This is a genomic window from Bacteroides sp. MSK.18.37, from assembly GCF_019129155.2.
Taxonomy (GTDB): Bacteria; Bacteroidota; Bacteroidia; order Bacteroidales; family Bacteroidaceae; genus Bacteroides; species Bacteroides ovatus.
Window position 1 is genome coordinate 7052987 of record NZ_JAHOIB020000001.1, and the last position, 18794, is coordinate 7071780.

The window sequence follows — 18794 nt, forward strand, 5'->3', positions numbered from 1 at the left end:
AAAAACAATGTATTTTCGCTCTCCTTATACCCATTTGCTTTCACCCCCTTCACCTCTTTACTCCCTTTCTTCACCATTTTGGCCTTTCCTTCATCTTACATTCAGGCTAATGATGATGCAGGACATTAAGAGATAAGTTCCTTTTCATTAATGATAAACTTGTTTTGCCCTTGTTGCAAAGTTGCTTTTGGTTAATGATAAACTATAAATGAAAGTTCTGATTATATAAATGCAAGTTTTGTTTTTATAAATGCAAGCTTTGATTATAAAAACAAAACTTGCATTTAAAGTTTGCTTCCTATAAAAAACAACTTTGCAATTAAGGAAAAGGAAGTTTAGATAGGGAGAAGAAGAACTTATCTAATAACAGATTGGAAATAGGAAAAGAATAAAAGAGAAGGGGTTCACCAAGTGAAAGGGCAGGGTTCACCCTCTAACCCCGATGAACAGGGAGAAGTGAAGGGTGAAGGTAATATGGATGCAAAATAGATTTCAGGGATAATAAGTCGGAAAGTTACTCTTCTTTGGCTGTTCCGCCGATACTACGGATGTATTCATTCGGAGTAACTCCCGTACTCTTTTTGAATGAGCGGAAGAAGGAGGCACGCGAACTGAATCCACAAAGTTCTGCCAGTGCAGTCAAAGTATAGCGGGAATATTGGCTATCCGCTACCATCTTTTTGAATTGGGTAACGCGATATTCGTTGATAAAATCATAGTAGGACTGATTAAGATACTGGTTCAAAAGATACGATAATGAATGTGAAGAAGTATCCAATGCAGAAGCCAGGTCACCCATCTTCAAATCGGGATTGATATATGGCCTTTCTTTCTCCACATAAGCCACCAGTTTTTTATGAAGTTCTTTACATTCCTCTTCGGTCAGTCTATTGGTCTTATATTTCTCTTCAACAACGGAAGGTTGTTGTTCTGAATTTACTTCCGGATGTTGTTCTACAGACTGTTCTCTTTGTTGTATCTCCTCCTCTGCTGATGATACCACAACCGGCGAAGCAGAAGAAACAAGCAAACGACGCATACGTTTCCAGACATAATACCGTATAAAGGCTATAATTCCTACGATTAATAAAACGGAAAGTCCCCATCCCCACCAAGGTATCATAGGGCATACCGTCACTTGACAGCTAGCTTCGGATTGCTCATTTCCCGGAAGACGTACACGAAAAGTATAAGTCCCGGAAGAAAGTCCGTAATAAGAAACTTCGTTCTGTGCAGCCAATAATTTCCAGTCCTTGTCCACTCCTTCCAGTCGATATTCATATAGTAAGGCAGATGGGAGACCATAAGCAAAGTCTGTGAAACAGAAAGTCAAATTATTCTGATTGTATTTCAAAGAGGAGCTGGTAAAAGGGACACCATTAGCTAATATGTCAGTAAATACGATCGAACGGACCTTGCCACGCACCTCGTCCACACGTTTCGGATCGACATAAATCAGTCCTTTAGTGTTACCAAACCACAATAGTCCTTTTTCATCTTTATAAGCAGCTCCATTCGTAAAAGTTGGTCCCGGCACTCCATCATTGAAAGTGAAAGCATCATATTCCTCTCCCTCTTCTTTGATACGCAATAACCCGTCATTGCAAGCCACCCACAACCAGCCTTGGTTATCTTCTATAACAGACATTAGCGAGTTGTCCGGAAGAGTAGAAAAGATAGAGCGGTTCTGGAAACGGTCCATCGTTAAAGTGGATGTAAACAGGCTTCCTTTCTCACGGATAAAATAGAGGTTGTGTTCAGCATCTTCGTAGATAGTACGAACCTTATCTTTATTCACGAATCCTTCGGGAAAGACATTGGAACGCAAACTTTGGGAAGCCGGGTCGTAAATACACATACCGGTTTCGGTAGCAATCCATCCTTTGCCGGTAGAGTCAAAACTGACTTCATACACATTGCCTTCCGGCAGTTGGGAGTTGGCACTGGTGAAGCTCTTTATCTGCTTTGTCTGTCCGTTATAGCTGAACAGCCCTTGCGAAGTACCTATCCAAAGATTTCCTTTGGCATCCGGTTTCACACAGAAGATATGTCCTTTCTGGAAAAGCTCCGTATCACCTTGGGCAAAATATTTCAGAGACAGCGTTTCCGGATTCAATACCATCATACCGCCACCATACGTACCGATGTAATATTCTCCTTGATAGAAGCAGATTGTCAGTATCAAATCCGAGGTCAAGACGGGTTTTACAAAACTCTTCACTACTCCGGTAGCTTCGTTTATATAAAACAAGCCGTCACGCGAACCGATGACCTTCTCTTGCCCTTTGTTTACAAAAGAACGGATGGAAAGATTGGCCGAATTAAACAAAGGTGGATAATCATACGTACGGAAAAGGCCGTTCTGATAGAGTGAATAATCCAGTCCTGCCTGAAAATGCCCCACCCAGACGGCACCTCTATCATCTATAAGTAAGGAATAAATAGAATTACTGCGAATTCCTTCCTTATCATTGACATCATGGTAAAAACGACGTGTCACTTGTTGGTCTTTGTGTGAAAGGAAGTGTACGCCATTGCCGTCAGTAGCTATATACACAGTCCCTTTACCATCGCTGGAAATATCGGAAATGACATCGCACCCCAAAGATACCGCATGAGAGAATGATTCCTTCTTTATATCGAAACGTACTACACCTTGGCTCATTGTACCGAGATAGAGCGTTTCGCCGATACGAGTAAGGCAACGGAAATAATCGGCTTCGGGCACATTCTCCTGAAAATGCCAGGAATCAATCTTGCCGTCTTTCAGTGAATAAGAGAACAATCCCTGTACCGTGGCCAACCATAATACCGTTTTATCTTCATTCAGACAAATATCCATGATTCTGTTACAGGCGGCAAGCATATTCCGGTCTGTCAAGACTTGAAGCAACTGACCGTCTTTATGAATGAATAAGCCTTTCTCTGTGCCGATATAAAGAATATCTCCATCGGCCAGTAACGTATTGACGGCAAAGTCTATCTTTTCGGGGACAATCCTTTCCAATTGGCTGTTTGGGCGATTCAACCGCCAAAGCCCGATTCCGTTTCCCACCCAAAGTTGTTTATTGGATGTTTCCGTAACACTGTTTACCCGTTTCTTTCTTCCCGACTCAATGCCACGGAATTCAAAATGGCGCACTTTCACACCATCAAAACGGTCGAGGCAATTATCCGTCCCCAACCATACAAAACCTTCGGAATCTTTATAAATGGCATTCACCAACAGTCCGGATAGCCCGTCGGACATGACGACATTACGGAATGTATAGTTTTGGGCTTGTAGATTACCCCCACAAGCCAAATATATTAATATAAGAATCAGATATTTAATCGTGTTCTTCACTTACAACTGCTTCCTTTCATATTAAACATGTGACAAACATACATAAAAATCTCCAAAAGAGCACATTCCTTTTTTAAAAAAGTAGCCCCTTCGTATTCTCTATATGTACATAACTAAATACGAAGGGGGTAAATAATTTACTCAATACAATCCAAATAAAAACAAAAGTCCCGAACCAAATAAATGGAATGGGACTTTTTATTATTGCAAAATAACCTAAATCATAAAGCAGGTTTAAGCTCAATCGTTAATCCTAAAGCATTTATGATACGATAGAAAGTAGCAACACTCGGAACTGTAATGCCTTTCTCAATGCGTGAGATGTATGATTTGTTGGCACCGATACGTTTTGCAAGCTCTTCCTGCGTCAATCTGGCATTCTTTCGCGCATCCAAAAGTATTTGACTCGTATAAAAAGCATAAGCTTCTTCGTCAAACTTCGCACGTTCAGGAGTGCCCAGTGCTCCATACTGTGCTTCTAACACAGCACTGTAATCAACGATTTGATGATTGTTTGTCTCCATAATAAGCCTCCTTTATTTTTAACGCCTTTTCTATCTCTCCTGATGGTGTCTTCTGACTCTTTTTCTGAAAGCCATTGAATAAGACATAATCTTACGTTTCATATTACAAATATACGCCAAGTTGTACAATTATGCAACCTGGCGTTAGATTTTAACAGTAAAAAAGACTATAATCATTTCTTTTGCCGTACTCCATCCTTCCCGTTTCAGTAGTTCTGTCTCTTCCCGATTAGGAGAATGTGGAGAACCCATAGCGCAATACTTATCAATCACATTTCCATTATCTCTATGCTATTCTAATTATTTATCAGTCTATCAATTCAATCATATAGCTATAAACATATTTTTTATCAAGCAAACGATATTTATTGTGTGGATACATCCCCCAACTATTATCACCGCCTAATCCGCATTGCTTCAAATCAACATGCAGGAAAATATTCTTTTGCGGAACAATATCAATGGTATGCTGCAATTTGCGGGTCAAACCGGGGTCAAGGTCTTCCGGTGAGAAATGCAGAGCGGAAAATGCGATAGGTTGCAGACCTGTAATCTTCACTCCCTCTCCTTCACTATTCAATAAAGCCAGCCAACGAACATCCGTTTTATTTCCGGTTTCCTGTGGACGTATATACCAATAGAACTGATTGTCGACTTTATCCTCATATCGCCCGATGAACGAGCTTGAATAACGGTCGATGTAGTTTTCAAAAGGTCCCCTACCATAATAAGTCAGATTTTCATAGGGTTGTTGCAATTCCATCCGCATACCGAAGCGAGGAAGTTCAGGAAGTCTCGTTCCTGTCAAGTCAATACTTCCTGTCACAATAATAGATGCATTATTACGTATCAAATATTCTATCGTGTAAGGAACTTGAATGTCACTTAATATCCAATCAATTTTTATGGACAATTCTTTTTCGTTCTTTTCCTCTATAACCACGTTCTTCACATAACGGTTCACATGCGCTGTCCGCCAGACACCTGCCAACCAGGGCATTTTATTCCCGAAATCATTATCAACCGGAGCACGCCAAAAAGCCGGTTCCGGATATTGCTTAATGGGTTGTTTGCCGTTTATGCTATAATTAAACAGCACTCCTTTTTTCAAATCAATCTTACCGGAGACGGCATCCGACTGAAAAGATAAAACATTGTCTTTCGTTTCATAAGACAACTTACCCGAACAAGCCGAAAGAGAAGCAAAGAAACTGCCTCTATTTAGCTTTATCTGTTCCTTAGCCACTTCATAATGTACAGGAATTAAATCGGTAGCAACCTTTGTATAGGCATAGAGGTTGAGAAAATATTCATTTCCATCTTCCGGAATGACTGGAAGATTCAATCGTACCTCTTTTTCCGCATGAGGTTTTAATTCAACATTGAAATTTCCTGTAGAGAATTTCTCTCCGTTCTTATATACTTCCCAAGTAAAAGCATATTCATTCAGATTGGTAAAATCATAACGATTCCTGATTGAAACAATCCCTTTACTCAAATCTTTCGCGTTAAACTGAATGTACTGATAGACTTTCTTTACTTCATACGCTTGTGGTTTGGGAATGCCATTAGCAGAAATTAAGCCGTCGGTTCCTGTATTTAATTCCCCTTTCCTATCTTCCAGCCATTTATAACTTCCCATTTTTCCATTGTACGTCCAGTAGATGCGTCCGTCTCCCGGTTCTGTCTTCATTTTAAACCCTTGATCCATAAAGTCCCAAATAAAACCACCTTGCAAATTTGGACTGTCATAAATAACATCCCAAAGGTCTTTGAAGTTACCATTACTATTCCCCTGGGCATGGGCATACTCACACATGATAAAGGGGCGCTGTTTACCGGACTTGGCATATTCCGTTATTTTCCACATATTGGGATACATCGGACATACAATATCTGTATTCCAGTCCTCCCAAGCCTGTTCGAATTGCACAAAACGACTTGGGTCATATTCTTTCAGACGTTTATATTCATCATGGAATACGATTCCATTACCACATTCATTCCCTAACGACCAGCCTATGACGCACGGATGATTTTTATCTCTTTCCACCATACGGGTGATACGGTCTACATGAGCCGCATACCATTCGGAACGATAAGCAGGATGCGGAATGGTATCTTTGAAATAAGGAACTGAGCCCATTCCGTGGGTTTCAATATTGGCTTCATCTATAATGTAAATGCCATATTGGTCACATAATTTATAAAACAACGGATGATTGGGATAATGACTGGTACGAACAGCATTCATATTCAGTTGTTTTATCAATTTCAGGTCATTCATCATAATTTCGCGAGTTTGGACGTGCCCCAAGCTGTCATTATGCTCATGACGGTTCACGCCTTTTATATAAGTCGGAACACCATTCACCAATAATCGAGCATTCTTTATTTCTATCTTTCTGAAACCGGTCTTACAGGCAGTAACTGCAAGCTGCTTGTTTTTATCATCCCAAAGTGTGATGACACAATCATAAAGAGATGGCTTTTCAGCATTCCATTTGGATACATTCTTAATGACGCCCGAAAAAGCTAATTGGGTAAACTCATCTTCTATGTCAAATTTCTTTTGTTGTGACAAAACTATTTTGCCGGTTTTATCCAATAATTCCAGTTTGAGTGTTCCTTTTTTTACATTATTACCTGTAAATTCACGCAAATCTACGGTAGCATTGAATATACCATTCTTATATGTACTATCCAAACTTGATTTTAAGAAAAAATCCCAAATAGTCAGTTTAGGGTAAGCTTGCAAGAATACATCACGTTCAATCCCGGTCAGTCGCCAAAAATCCTGGTCTTCCATATAGCTGCCATCATGCCAGCGATAAATCTGTACTGCCAGTAAATTTTCTCCTTCTTTCAGATAGTTCGTCACATTAAATTCAGCCGGTGTTTTGGAAGCTTTGGTCATTCCGACTTGCTGCCCGTTCACATAAATGCGGGCATAGCCGCTAATGGAGCCGAAGTGCAGAAATACTTCGCGCTCCTGCCAGTTTCGAGGAACCGTAAATGTGCGCCGATAGGTACCCACAGGATTGTCTACGTCAATATAAGGTGGATTGGATGAAAATACATACTGAATGTTGCGGATTATCGGTTCACCGAATCCTTGGATTTCCCAGTTAGAAGGAACTGTTATTGTATCCCAATTACTGTCGGGTAAATCTATCCGATAAAAATCTTTTATGCTCGCTGCTATAGTAGGGGCATAGATAAACTTCCACACACCATTCAACGAATGTTGCCAAGACGATTTTCGGGGTTTGTCGTTCACTGCATCCTCTGCCTGTTCGTAGAGACGAAAGTCAGCATGTGGCCTCTCTTTGTTCCACTCATATTTGGCGGGATTTTCCCACTCGTTGTTTTGCGCCTTTGCCGTTTGAGGCAAACTATAAAAGAAGCAGATAAAGAATAATAAGGTAGGAAATAATCTATTTATCATAAGGAAAGAGTTGTGAAGGTTTCACAGAGTAGTATCAAGGAGTTAAGAAGTCTAACCTCTTAACTCCTTGAAATCAGCCGGAAAACTCAAAAGTTATTCTTCAGTATATAATAATGTCCCAAATCCCAAATCGCCGGCTTCAGCAGTTCCACGCTCACCATATCCTTCGGGGCGTTCCTTTTCGGCAAAGGCTTGAGAATAGGGTGCATTCATACCTTTCACCTTGGCATAATGGTTGTAGAGGAGTTCCCATCCCGGACGGGCACGCCCCTTAGCCTCGGCCGACACCTTCTCGTGCCAACCATATTTGGGGTGATAGTAAGGTTCGAAAGGCATTTCTACATCTTCAGCCGAAGTCAAGTTATACTTAGCCGTATATTCGCAGAGGTCGAGAACAATGTTGTCGTTGTAGGCAAAAAGGTCGATACCCATGTTATAAGCCGTACGGCAGAAGTAAGCGTGCAAACCGACATTGAGAGTGGCGTGCCCCTGGTCGCGTCCCATCTCCTGGCTCTGTGCCAAATGTCTGCCTTTCACTTTTCCTTCCGGGTCTTCGTGCATACCTCTCACCGACCACTCGATACAGCCCATACCTTTTCCGTGGTAGAAAAACTCCAGGGCTTGTTTAATCTTAGCATCGTCATCATTCAGCACGCCGATAGAAAGAATGGTGAGCATGGCGGGCAGATCCCAACTCATCCAACCTGCAATGGCTGAAGAGTTAAAGTGGTTATCTAAGAAATCGTCGCAGATAGGATAGAAAGTTTTATCTATCCATTTCTTGAAGATTTCGAAATCCTCGGTTTTCCAGCCTTCGTAGTCGCGCATCAGTTCAGCGGGAGCAGCAAACTGGTAACCGATAAATCCGGCAGCAAGCAGGCGATGGCTGTCGTCAGGCCACGTTTTATAGTTCACCCCTTTACAAGTTTTAGCCCATCCGTTCAGAATTTTAATAGCCGCTTTCGCATAATCTTCATCTCCCGAAATTTTCCAGCGTAAAGCCAACTGATAAGCGGCACCGGCATCAAAAGCAGCCGTATTGAAGTTTCCGCCTTTTGAGTGGCGCACAATTTCTTCTTGCGGATTTGAGTTATAATTCAGTTGGGCAAATCGGCTGTCGCACAATTTTTGCCAACCACTAATCCAAGGTTCGGCGCCTTCATTCACTTTACGGCGTGCACGTTCAAAATCGGCTTCGGTGTTCACCAGACAAGGGTGCTTGATGGTGTACTCATAATTTTCATTGGGGTTGATTTCGCGTTGCCATGGTTCGGGAGTTCCGTTCTCGAACTCAGCACTACAGCCGGTCAGCAACACAAGTGCCATGCTGCCCACGAAGGTATAAATCAAATTTTTCATATATTCAATATTCATTTTGTTATTCAATCAGTTTCTGAGAAGTCGGCTACCATTATTCGGCTTTTTCAGCTTTAATCAAATCTTTCAGTTCCTGTTCCGATTCGAAGGTCTTCACCCAATCCACATAGATACTGCCAGTTTCGCTGGCTTCATACCATATTTTCCAAAATTGAAGTTCCACCGTGTCGTACTTCGTCAATGCAGTAGGCATATACTGTTGATTCTTGCCGAGGAATTTCTTCGTAAAGTCGGCGTAGAATACTTTGTATTCGCCACAATCTGCCACAGTCATGGCGTTTTTTCCTTTATCGGTATCTTCGCCATATTTACCGGCTACGGTAATGCCGCTTCCACCCCAAATGTCGAGATACCACTCTATGCTTGTTGATGCTTCGAACACATTTTCGGGGAATTTCACTTTAAAGGCCAAGATGGGATAGTTGGTTACGTTGAACCCAAATCCTCCGGTACGACAAATGCGCACAGCCTTGTAAGCCTTATCGTCACCGGGTAATATGCGAAGTACTCCGTCGTTCTCCATCCATTCAAATTCTCGATGATTGAAATTGCCGAATGGTTGCCAGATGTTCTCAATGGTAAATTGGTCGTTCATCAATCCCTCACTCACATTGATACTCATCGTAGCTTTGATAGGTTTACCGTCGCCATAGTCTGCCAAAGCAGTAATCACGGCATTGCCGTAAGCCTTCGCCACAAACCGGCCTTTTTCGTCAATCTCTACAACATCGGGCTTGCTGCTTTCCCATGCGATGTACGACAGCGTAGCGTCTGCCGGCGTTACATTCATCTGCGGAGTATAGGTTTCGCCTAAAGCCAGCTTATCGGTATCCTTCACGAATTCCATACTTTCGATATAAATAATAGGCTTCACCTTAATCTCAAACACTTTTGTGAAATGTTTGTCGTCAGTAGCGGTGACTTGTATGCGTGCCGTTCCTTCGGCCACACCTTTCACCTCGCCTTTTTCATTGACGGTGGCTTTATCGGGAGTAAGGCTTTTCCAAATCACTCCGGGGTAAGTGGGATCGACCGGAGTAGTCTGCCAAATGAGCGGCAGAGTCGAGGTAACAAACACTTCAAGCTCTTCATTAGTAAGACTGATATCAGTGATGTGAATGATTTCGTTTACCACCTTCACATTGATGGTCGAAGTGGCAGAATAGCCTACAACCGGTTTGGCCGAAATGACCGTATTACCGGCCTTCACTGCAGTGATGCGTCCTTCGGCATCTACGGTAGCCACATCGGGCACAGTCGATTTCCATACCACCTCTTTGTTGAAAGCCTCATCCGGGCCTACGGTATATTTTATCAAAGTATCAGTGCCTATCAGCAGAGGCAGTTCGGGAGTCACCTCAAGGTTGATTTCCTTAACGAGCACTCTCTCTTCTAAAACGGGGGATACATCGTCATCGTTGCACGAAACGGTCACCACCAAGGCACCCGCCAACAGTGTTGCAAATGCACCCTTTTGAAGTATGTTTTTGTATGTCATAATTCGATTACTTTATAAATGAATAATGAATGGATTATTGGTTCCAACCCGGATTTTGTTTCAAGTTGGAGTTCAGCTTGAGTTGGTCAGTGGGCAGCGGCAACAAGTAATGCTTTTCGTGCCAGTTGCGTCCTTTTTCGTGAATAATGCAGCCTTCACCATCTTTGTCTTTAAAAGAAGCATCGGGCCATCTGCTTTCAAAATCAGTATCTTTCCACTTCACACCGGTGAGATTCATCGGCATTTCGTCTTCGGCCGTCTTCCAACGTTTCAGATCATCAATGCGGAAATTCTCATCGAAAAACTCGATGGTACGCTCACGACGAATCTCTGTGCGCATATCCAAATTATTTGCCGTGACAAAGTCGTTAGTCAAGTCAGGCATTTCGGGGTTAATGCGTTTACGTGTCAAGTTCAAGCTGATAGCCAAGTCTTCATCTGATATTTGTCCATCGCGTTCAAACACAGCTTCGGCATAGTTCAGCAGCACCTCGGCATAGCGGATGACGGGGAAGTCGTAAGCTTCCATACCGGTGGGCACTCCGTCACGTTCGCTGCACCACTTGTGGGGAAAGTAGCCCGTACCGGTTTGAGGCATGAAGTTCCTATGCGAGGCATTGGCTATTTCGGCAGCATCGCCGCTCCAATCAATGCGTCCGCCATTTGTACCCCAATAAGTCTGTCCGGGCACCATAAGCTGATTGTTCATGCGGTTGTCGCGATTTTTATATTCATCATCCACTTTCGTGTAATTCCACGTTTGGGGATTGATGGGTAACCCATTGCTTTGCAGATACATATTAGCCATTTTGCGAGTAACGTACAAGGCATTGCCCAAACGCCCTTGTGTAATGTTGAAACCAATAGAATTGATAACAGGGTCGTGGCGGCGGGTAAAGATATACTCTTTATTACCTGTTTTATTGATATTGGCAGGGTTTGACTTTTCATTCTCCAAGATAAAGAGATACTTGTAGGCTTCCGTTCCCAATTCTTGAGGAGCAAAAAGCTCGAATGCTCCGCCCGCCATTACATCATGAGCCGCCTGTGCTGCGGTATTGAGCAAATCTTTTGTACGTTCGGTATTTTGACCGCCATTATGAAATTTCTCCCATGTACCTTCGTAAAGGGCTACACGCGAAAGAAACGCCAAAGCGGCTTCGCTGGAAAGGCGACCTTCATCGCTGCTGCTGATAGCCTTATCAACGGGCAATAGTTTAGCGGCTTCTTTCAAGTCGTCAATGATGAAGTCAGCCACCTCGGTACGCGGATTGCGAGCCTTCTGCATCTCAGGCGAGTCGATGTCGAGCGGCGTGCGGGCTATGATAAGGTCACCGTAAGCCTGCAATAACTCGAAGTAACAATAAGCACGGAAGAAACGGGCTTCCCCCACTGAAATGGCAATGTCGGCTTGTTGTTCATACGCATCAGCCTGTTGCAACAAGGTGTTGACTTGGCGAATACGATTGTAATTGTCGGCATAATGCTTGTCGGATGACGGAATGCTGTTCGTTCCGTTACTATAGATGTTCACCGTGCTGCCGGCAAACAAATCCGAGCGAATATCGGCGTGCTGACTGTCGTCGAGCCATCGAAAGTCGGCCGACCAGCCATAGAACTGGGTGGCAAAAAGTTTGAAGTGTTCGGGCGACTTCCAATAGTTGGTATCCGCCAATTGCGTCTTGGGCTCAAGGTCTAAACACGACTGCATGGTCATGGCGCAAATAATTCCTAAAATATATACTATTTTTTTCATTGTTATCTTCAATATTAAGAATAAAAATTAGAATGTGGCATTCACACCGAAAGTCACGGTGCGGTTAAACGGATAGCGTTGCTTGTTTTCCACCTTACGGGTGGCTTCGGGATCCCAACCATCGGTGATATACGATTTTTCCCATAAATCGGCGCCCGATACATAAATACGCAAGTTGCTGATGAAACCGCTCTTATTCATCCATGCCTTTGGCAATGTGTAACCAAGTACAATCTCTTTGAGACGCAGGTAAGCTCCGTTATCGGCCGACCAGGTAGAGGGAATGTAGTTGTAATTATTGATGTCATTACTGTTTGAATAAGTAGGAAAATGGTTATTGGGAGTTTCAGGACTCCATACATTACCCACCGACTGGTTGGTAGTGTTCAGCCAAATAGCCTTGAAAGGCACTTTCCAAGAGTCGATTTCACGATAGATGGTACGCTTGCCCACACCTTGGAATACGGTATTGAAATCGAATCCTTTCCACTCGCATCCGAAATTAAACGAGAACGAATATTTGGGGTCGTCGGAACCGAGAAATACAAGGTCATCTTGTGTCAGTTTACCGTCTTTGTTCACATCTTCATACATGTGGTCGCCCAAACGCAAGTTGGCAGGCAGGGCGATAGAGTTGCTGCCCACATATTTGTCCACGTAATAGTCCAGTTGGTCTTGGTTTTGTACCTTGCCCACATAGCGGTAGCCAAATACCGAATTGAGCGGATAGCCATTCACAGCTTCGTTATAACCTGCGCTCACCACGATGTTACCTCCATCAACGAGTTTATTGGTCATATAGGTTAACGTACCGCCAACATGGTAGTTGAAACTGCCTATCTTATCATGCCAAGTCAAACTAACATCGTAACCATTGGCTTCAAACTTACCACTATTCGTACTGGGAGCAGTTCCGCCCAGAACACCGGGATGCAGACGCGAAACCAACATATTATCGTTTTTCTTTTTAAAGATCTCGAACGTACCCGTAAAGCGATTGTTGAAGAATCCGAAGTCAATACCCAAGTTATAGTTGTAAATACGTTCCCAAGTACGCACAGTGCTCACCAGTCCGGCAGATTCCACATAGGTTCCTTTCGAGTTGCCCAACAAAGCACCGCTGTTCGATTTGTAGTTGTAAAGTTGGATGCCGTCATAGCGTCCGATACCATTTTGGTTACCTACCTCACCATATGAGGCACGTAGTTTCAGTTCATTCACATAGTCACGCAAGTTCTCCATGAATTTCTCTTCAGTGATACGCCATCCGGCTGATGCGCCCCAGAAGAAGTTCCAGCGATTCTTGGGCAAGAATTTCGAAGAGCCGTCGTAGCGAGCATTCACTTCTACCATATATCTTGACTTATAGTTGTAATTCAAGCGACCGAAATAAGAGAGAATAGCTTCCTCCCAACGGTCTACCTTGTCTATGTAGATTTGTCCTTTACCGTTAAGCGATTCGATTGCCGCTTCCACGTCCATTGCTTTGGTACCGCTATAATCGTAAGCGGCATAGTCATATTGCACACCTCCCATAAGCGATATGTCGTGAGCCTCATCAAATAATTTCTTATAAGTGAGAAAAGCTGATGCCGTGTAATTATCGGTACGTGCAGAGCTTTTAGTATACGATGATTTTTCTTTTGCAGGATAGGGAGAGTTCTCGTTTTGAATCGGTGTGCCATCGTATTGATACCAATCAATTGAAAGATACTGTTCGTCACGGGCCGCATTGTTCGTTGAGTACCCCAAAGTACCTTGAAAATCAAGGCCATCCAATATGTTCACTTTCAAAATCTCGTTCACATTCATAGTGGTCACTACAAGTTTGTTGTCACCTCCCAACTCGGCCGACCAGTTGGGAGTATGAATGCCTCCCCACGCATACGGTTTGCCATCGATGGTCGAAACCGGTAACCCTGGCTGCGGTATGCTACTGCCTAATATACTACCAATCTGTGTAGGAGCCACCTGATGCTGACGACTGGCTGACATATTGCTTTCCAAGCTGATACGGTCGTTTATCTTGAAGCTGTTGAATAAACGTACGTTATAGCGTTCGTTCGAGTTGTTCCCCCATTGCAGCGTCCCTTGGTCATTCAAATAACCAAGCGAGAGCCGGTAGGTCGATTTCTCCGAACCTCCGCTTATGCTGAGGTTATGTTGGGTAGAAGTAGCGTTCCCCCACAGCACATCAGTCCAGTTCATATCATGAAACACAAAGTCGGCCACACCGCGGAATCCTCCCGGAATGGGATCTTCATCGGGATTATTTCCACCATGCAGATTAATCCAACTCCCCTTCATCGCTTTAGCCAAACGGGCATAGCGCACCCAGTTGTCGTCTTCGCCATAGCCGTCATTCAAGCGGGCTTGGAGCACACCATCCGTCCATTCGTCCATACTCATCATGCGGGGCTGCAAACCCACAATTTTACGTGTAACCGAACCACTATATTCCACCTTGGTTCTGCCGGCATCGGGACGTTTGGTAGTTACCAAAATCACACCACCTGCCGCTTTTGCACCATAAATGGCAGCCGAAGCATCTTTCAGGAAGTTAATGGTTTCGATGTCATCGGCATTGAGTTGAGCTATCTCACTCACACCACTGGCAGGTACACCGTCAATAATCAAGAGAGGTTCTACCTTGTTCTTCGATACAGAACCACGGATTGAGACACCCCATCCCTCTTCACCGGGAGCAGCCGACGAGCGGGTGATGCGTAAACCCGGCACCTGACCTTGCATGGCCGAAAGCGGATTGGATACCGTACCTTTGTCTTTAAAAAGTTTTTGGTCGACCACTGTTACCGAGCCTGTCAACGACTCTTTCTTCATACTGCCGTATCCCACCACTACAACTTCCAGGAGTAGTTCAGAGTCTTCTTTCAATACAATCTTCAAACTGGTTTCATGGCCTTTCACTTGAACTTCTTCCGTTTTGTAACCGATATATGAGATAACCAAAGTTCCTTTGGCATCTTTCAATGAGAAGTTTCCGTCAATGTCAGTCATACAGCCATTGGTGGTGCCTTTTACCATAACATTAGCACCGATAACGGGCTCGCCATTGGAATCCACGATTTTACCTTTAATTGTACCAGTCTGCAATACGACTTGCACTTCCCCGGCATCTGCAAAGACAGCCTGCGAGCCACCTGCTATAAGAGCAGAGGCTATCACCGTGGAGAATAGAATCCTTCTCGATGAAAATCTGAAGAGACTTTTTTTCATATACATAAAATTTAAAACTAACATTTATACTATTTATTCTAATATTAGATACACTGTTGGATATATTCACGGATTTCTTTCCGACTGATAAACAAATGATTTTCTACAGTACGGACAGATAATCCGAGACAAGCGGAAATATCCGCTGACGATATATGCTTGAAGCGACTCATTACATAAATCTTTCTTCGTTGCGCAGGCAGCCGGAGAACTCTCTTCTGCTCACACACAGATAAATCATTAGCGATTATCTGGCTCTCTACCTCATTAATAAAGGTAGGAAGCTGATCTAAAAAATAGGATGTAATTTCCTGCATTTTATAATGACGACGCAAATAATCAATAACCAAATTCCGGCAAATAGAGAAAATAAAGTACTTTATTGTTTCCGGTCGCAACATTTGCTTATAATCCATCAAACGTAAAAATACATCTTGAGCCAGATCTTTCGCGTCTTCATCTTTTCCTATCTTATATAAGATATACAAGTAAACGGAACGATGATAATTCTGATAAGAATCAGTAATCAACTGTACGGATGACATATCTATATTTTCCATTGCTTAGATTTTTGTTTATCATTACGTTGGCAAATATAGAAGGTAAATATGAAAACGGATATTCAAAAAGAAAGAGATAAATTCCGTCCTATTGGCGGAGAGCAAGCGATCAACACACATTCTAATTATCAGACAGTTAACTCTCAATTTCATAGAGTCTCAATTTATTATTTGAGACTCTAAAGAGGTATTTATCAATCTAAAGTTTAAAATGAAAGGTACATAAGTATATTATTCTTCATTGGTCTTTCCGATACTTCGAATATATTCATTCGGAGTAATTCCAATAACCTTTTTAAAATAACGAAAGAAGGAAGTACGCGAACTAAAACCACATAGTTCGGCTAAAGCTGTCAACGTATATTTAGAATATTCATCTTTATCAACCAAACGCTTAAACTCCTCTATGCGATAGTCATTCAAATAGTCATAATAGTTTTTATCCAAATATTGATTGAATAAATAGGATAATGTATAAGTGGAAACATTCAATATTGCAGCCAAGTCTGCTATTTTCAGATTGGGATTAACATATAGTCGATCCCTTTGCATCAGAAGTTCCAGTTCGCCAGCCAAGCGCCTACATTCTTCTTCAGTCACATTACTCTTTCTATATTTTTCTTCTATTACCGGTTGCTGTTTTTCCTTCGACTGAATTAGGTTGTTTCGTTTCATTCTCCGGCGATAATATATATAAGCCAAGGTTATTATCAATATCACTAAAACAGTCACACTCCACATAACAGCATTGAAACGAGGAGCAATAGTCACCATCAGGCAAATTTCCGACTCCGGATCATCCACCCGATGAATTCTAAACTGATAATTGCCGGATAATAAGTCATAATACGTTATTTCAGATTGTCCACTCAATAATTGCCAGTCGCTATCTATTCCTTCCATCTTACATTTATAAGACATATATGCAGGCTCCGAATAAGTGAACCCAGAGAAACGGATTGTCAAATTACGCTGATCTGCTTCCAATTTTATTTTATACACGTTATTTTCTCTACTCATCTTAGCATAAACCGATTGCTTTCCATTCACTAATACATCGGTAATAGCAACCGGATAATGCCATTTTGCTTTTCTGCCATTTTGTTCCGAGGTCAGATAAATCATACCTTTCGAATTGCCGAACCACATCGTACCCTCTTCATCTATCACAGGGAAACAAGTAATAAATATAGAACTGGGCAAGCCATCTACGAAATTATAGGGAATAAAATTACCTTTCTTATCATAACGATATAAGCCCAAATTAGTACCAATCCACAACCAACCTTCATGATCTTCTATAATAAACATTGCATCCTTTCCATCCAAAGGAGTGCCCGACTGCATTCTCCGAAAATGATTCATCGACAAATCAGATATAAAAATTGCACCTTTATCCGGAAGGAAATAAAGCTCATGATTAGAATCTTCGTATACTGTCCGGATTTTATCTTTATGAATAAACCCTTCAGGAAACATATCCGACTTCAAACTATTGGTTGATGGATCCCAAATGCATAAACCGTTCTCTGTACAAATCCATCCTTTACGAGTGGAATCAAAACATATATCATAGACATTCTCTCCCGGTAATTTCGAATTTTCAGTAGTATAATGCCGGATTTGCTTTCCATCTCTATAACAGTAAAGTCCCATAGACGTCGCCATCCACAAACTTCCTTCATCATCCGATTTTATGCAAAACACATGTCCTTTCAGGAATGGAGTTGATTTTAAGTCTGCTGTTTCAAAATCAGATAAAGTCAACGTGGAAGGATTGAGGATATATATACCGCCACCATAAGTACCTATGTAATACTTTCCTTCAAAAGCATAAATACACAAAATCATATTGGAACGTAATTCGGGAACCTTAAAACTTTTAAACCGCTGTTTCTTTTCATCTATATAGAAAAGTCCATTGCGCGAACCTATCAGTTTCTCGTCTTTCGAAACAGCTATTGCACGAACAGGCATCTCTTTTGAGTCGAAATAAGGAAGATAGGCATAGGTAGAAAATAACCCGCTCTGATATAGTGTATAATCCAAGCCTAACTGATAAAAACCAATCCAAATCACTCCTTCCCTATCAACCAATAATGCATAGACAGAATTGGAACGGATCGCCTGTTTATTTCCCGATTCGTAACAAAAGGAACGAACAATCTTCATATTATTCGCAGAAACAAAATGTACCCCGTTTCCATCAGTGCCTATATACAACAAATTCTTTTCATCACTGGAGAGAGACATGATAACATTACAACCCAAGTCAATAATATTTTCTTTAAATTCACCCGTCGAGATATCAAAACATAGCAACCCATGATCCATTGTTCCTAAATAAAGCTTTTTGCCGATACGTGTCATATTTCTATAGGAGAATCCCTGCTTGTATGGATAAGAGGTTATTTTCCGGTTTGAAATATTCATGGAATGTAATCCACCTTTGGTAAGAATCCATAAAGCTCCATTTTCATCCAAATTCAATGCAACGATGAAATTTTCTGCCGATAAGATGTCGGAACTTACTGCCAGTCGCTCCAATTGATTATTTCGATAGATAAATAATCCTTTTTCACTACCTATATACAATCCTCCATCCCGAGTTGGTAAAAGGGCACGAACACCACAATTAATAGTCTCCGGACTAAAGGGTTCCAGTTTTTCTGTTTCCTTATGAACCGTCCACAATCCCATATCATTCCCTATCCATATCCTATTACCAGTCGTCTCTGTTATTACATTCACCCATTTTAGTTTTTCATTATTCCCTAATATGGGATAATGTTTCAAATGGACTCCGTCAAAACGTTCAACAGAACTTGCCGTGCCAATCCAAATATAGCCTAATGAATCTTTATAAAAAGAACTGACCATCAGGTCGGAAAGTCCGTCTGTTTCGGAAATGCTGCGGAAAGAGTAAGAAATCGGATAAATAGGTATATTTATGAGTAGCAGACAAAGAGTAGTCAAAGCCTTTACTATATGTCGTATTAGATTATGCATAGAGGATTCATATTTAATGAAACAATGCAAACCTACATA

9 protein-coding genes and 1 pseudogene are annotated in these 18794 nt (G+C 42.0%); all 10 read right to left on the reverse strand.

Going from position 1 to position 18794, the window contains the following annotated elements; translation table 11 throughout:
* Positions 1 to 514: 514 nt before the first annotated feature.
* The 10 genes and pseudogenes from KSX81_RS27885 to KSX81_RS27930 all read right to left on the reverse strand — a co-directional run bounded on the left by KSX81_RS27885 (position 515) and on the right by KSX81_RS27930 (position 18755).
* Complete coding sequence (locus tag KSX81_RS27885; RefSeq protein WP_004296975.1) at positions 515 to 3346, reverse strand: two-component regulator propeller domain-containing protein; 2832 nt, start codon at positions 3344 to 3346, stop codon at positions 515 to 517.
* A gap of 221 nt (positions 3347 to 3567) precedes the next feature.
* Positions 3568 to 3870 carry a helix-turn-helix domain-containing protein gene (locus KSX81_RS27890; protein ID WP_004296976.1) on the reverse strand — a complete coding sequence of 101 codons (303 nt, stop codon included), beginning with the start codon at positions 3868 to 3870 and terminating at the stop codon, positions 3568 to 3570.
* A pseudogene (locus KSX81_RS27895) lies at positions 3842 to 3955 on the reverse strand (type II toxin-antitoxin system RelE/ParE family toxin); the annotation flags it as partial. The pseudogene KSX81_RS27895 and the gene KSX81_RS27890, both read right to left, overlap by 29 nt.
* Positions 3956 to 4177: 222 nt before the next feature.
* The gene (locus KSX81_RS27900; RefSeq protein ID WP_004296978.1) at positions 4178 to 7318 is read right to left on the reverse strand and encodes a glycoside hydrolase family 2 TIM barrel-domain containing protein; all 3141 of its coding nucleotides are present in this window, start codon (positions 7316 to 7318) and stop codon (positions 4178 to 4180) included.
* Positions 7319 to 7411: 93 nt separating this feature from the next.
* Positions 7412 to 8677 carry an alginate lyase family protein gene (locus KSX81_RS27905; protein WP_224440800.1) on the reverse strand — a complete coding sequence of 422 codons (1266 nt, stop codon included), beginning with the start codon at positions 8675 to 8677 and terminating at the stop codon, positions 7412 to 7414.
* Between the two features lie 52 nt (positions 8678 to 8729).
* A complete protein-coding gene (locus KSX81_RS27910) occupies positions 8730 to 10193 on the reverse strand; it encodes an Ig-like domain-containing protein (RefSeq protein WP_004296980.1) in 1464 nt (487 codons plus the stop codon).
* A 34-nt stretch (positions 10194 to 10227) separates the two neighbouring features.
* Positions 10228 to 11949, reverse strand: a complete 1722-nt coding sequence (locus KSX81_RS27915) for a RagB/SusD family nutrient uptake outer membrane protein (RefSeq protein ID WP_004296981.1) — start codon at positions 11947 to 11949, stop codon at positions 10228 to 10230.
* 27 nt (positions 11950 to 11976) lie between these two features.
* A complete protein-coding gene (locus tag KSX81_RS27920; RefSeq protein WP_200926977.1) occupies positions 11977 to 15186 on the reverse strand; it encodes a SusC/RagA family TonB-linked outer membrane protein in 3210 nt (1069 codons plus the stop codon).
* Between the two features lie 44 nt (positions 15187 to 15230).
* Positions 15231 to 15746 (reverse strand): sigma-70 family RNA polymerase sigma factor, encoded by a 516-nt coding sequence (locus tag KSX81_RS27925; protein ID WP_004296983.1) that lies wholly within the window; start codon positions 15744 to 15746, stop codon positions 15231 to 15233.
* Between the two features lie 231 nt (positions 15747 to 15977).
* Positions 15978 to 18755, reverse strand: coding sequence for a two-component regulator propeller domain-containing protein (locus KSX81_RS27930; protein WP_004325499.1), 2778 nt, complete (start codon positions 18753 to 18755; stop codon positions 15978 to 15980).
* Positions 18756 to 18794 lie beyond the last annotated feature (39 nt).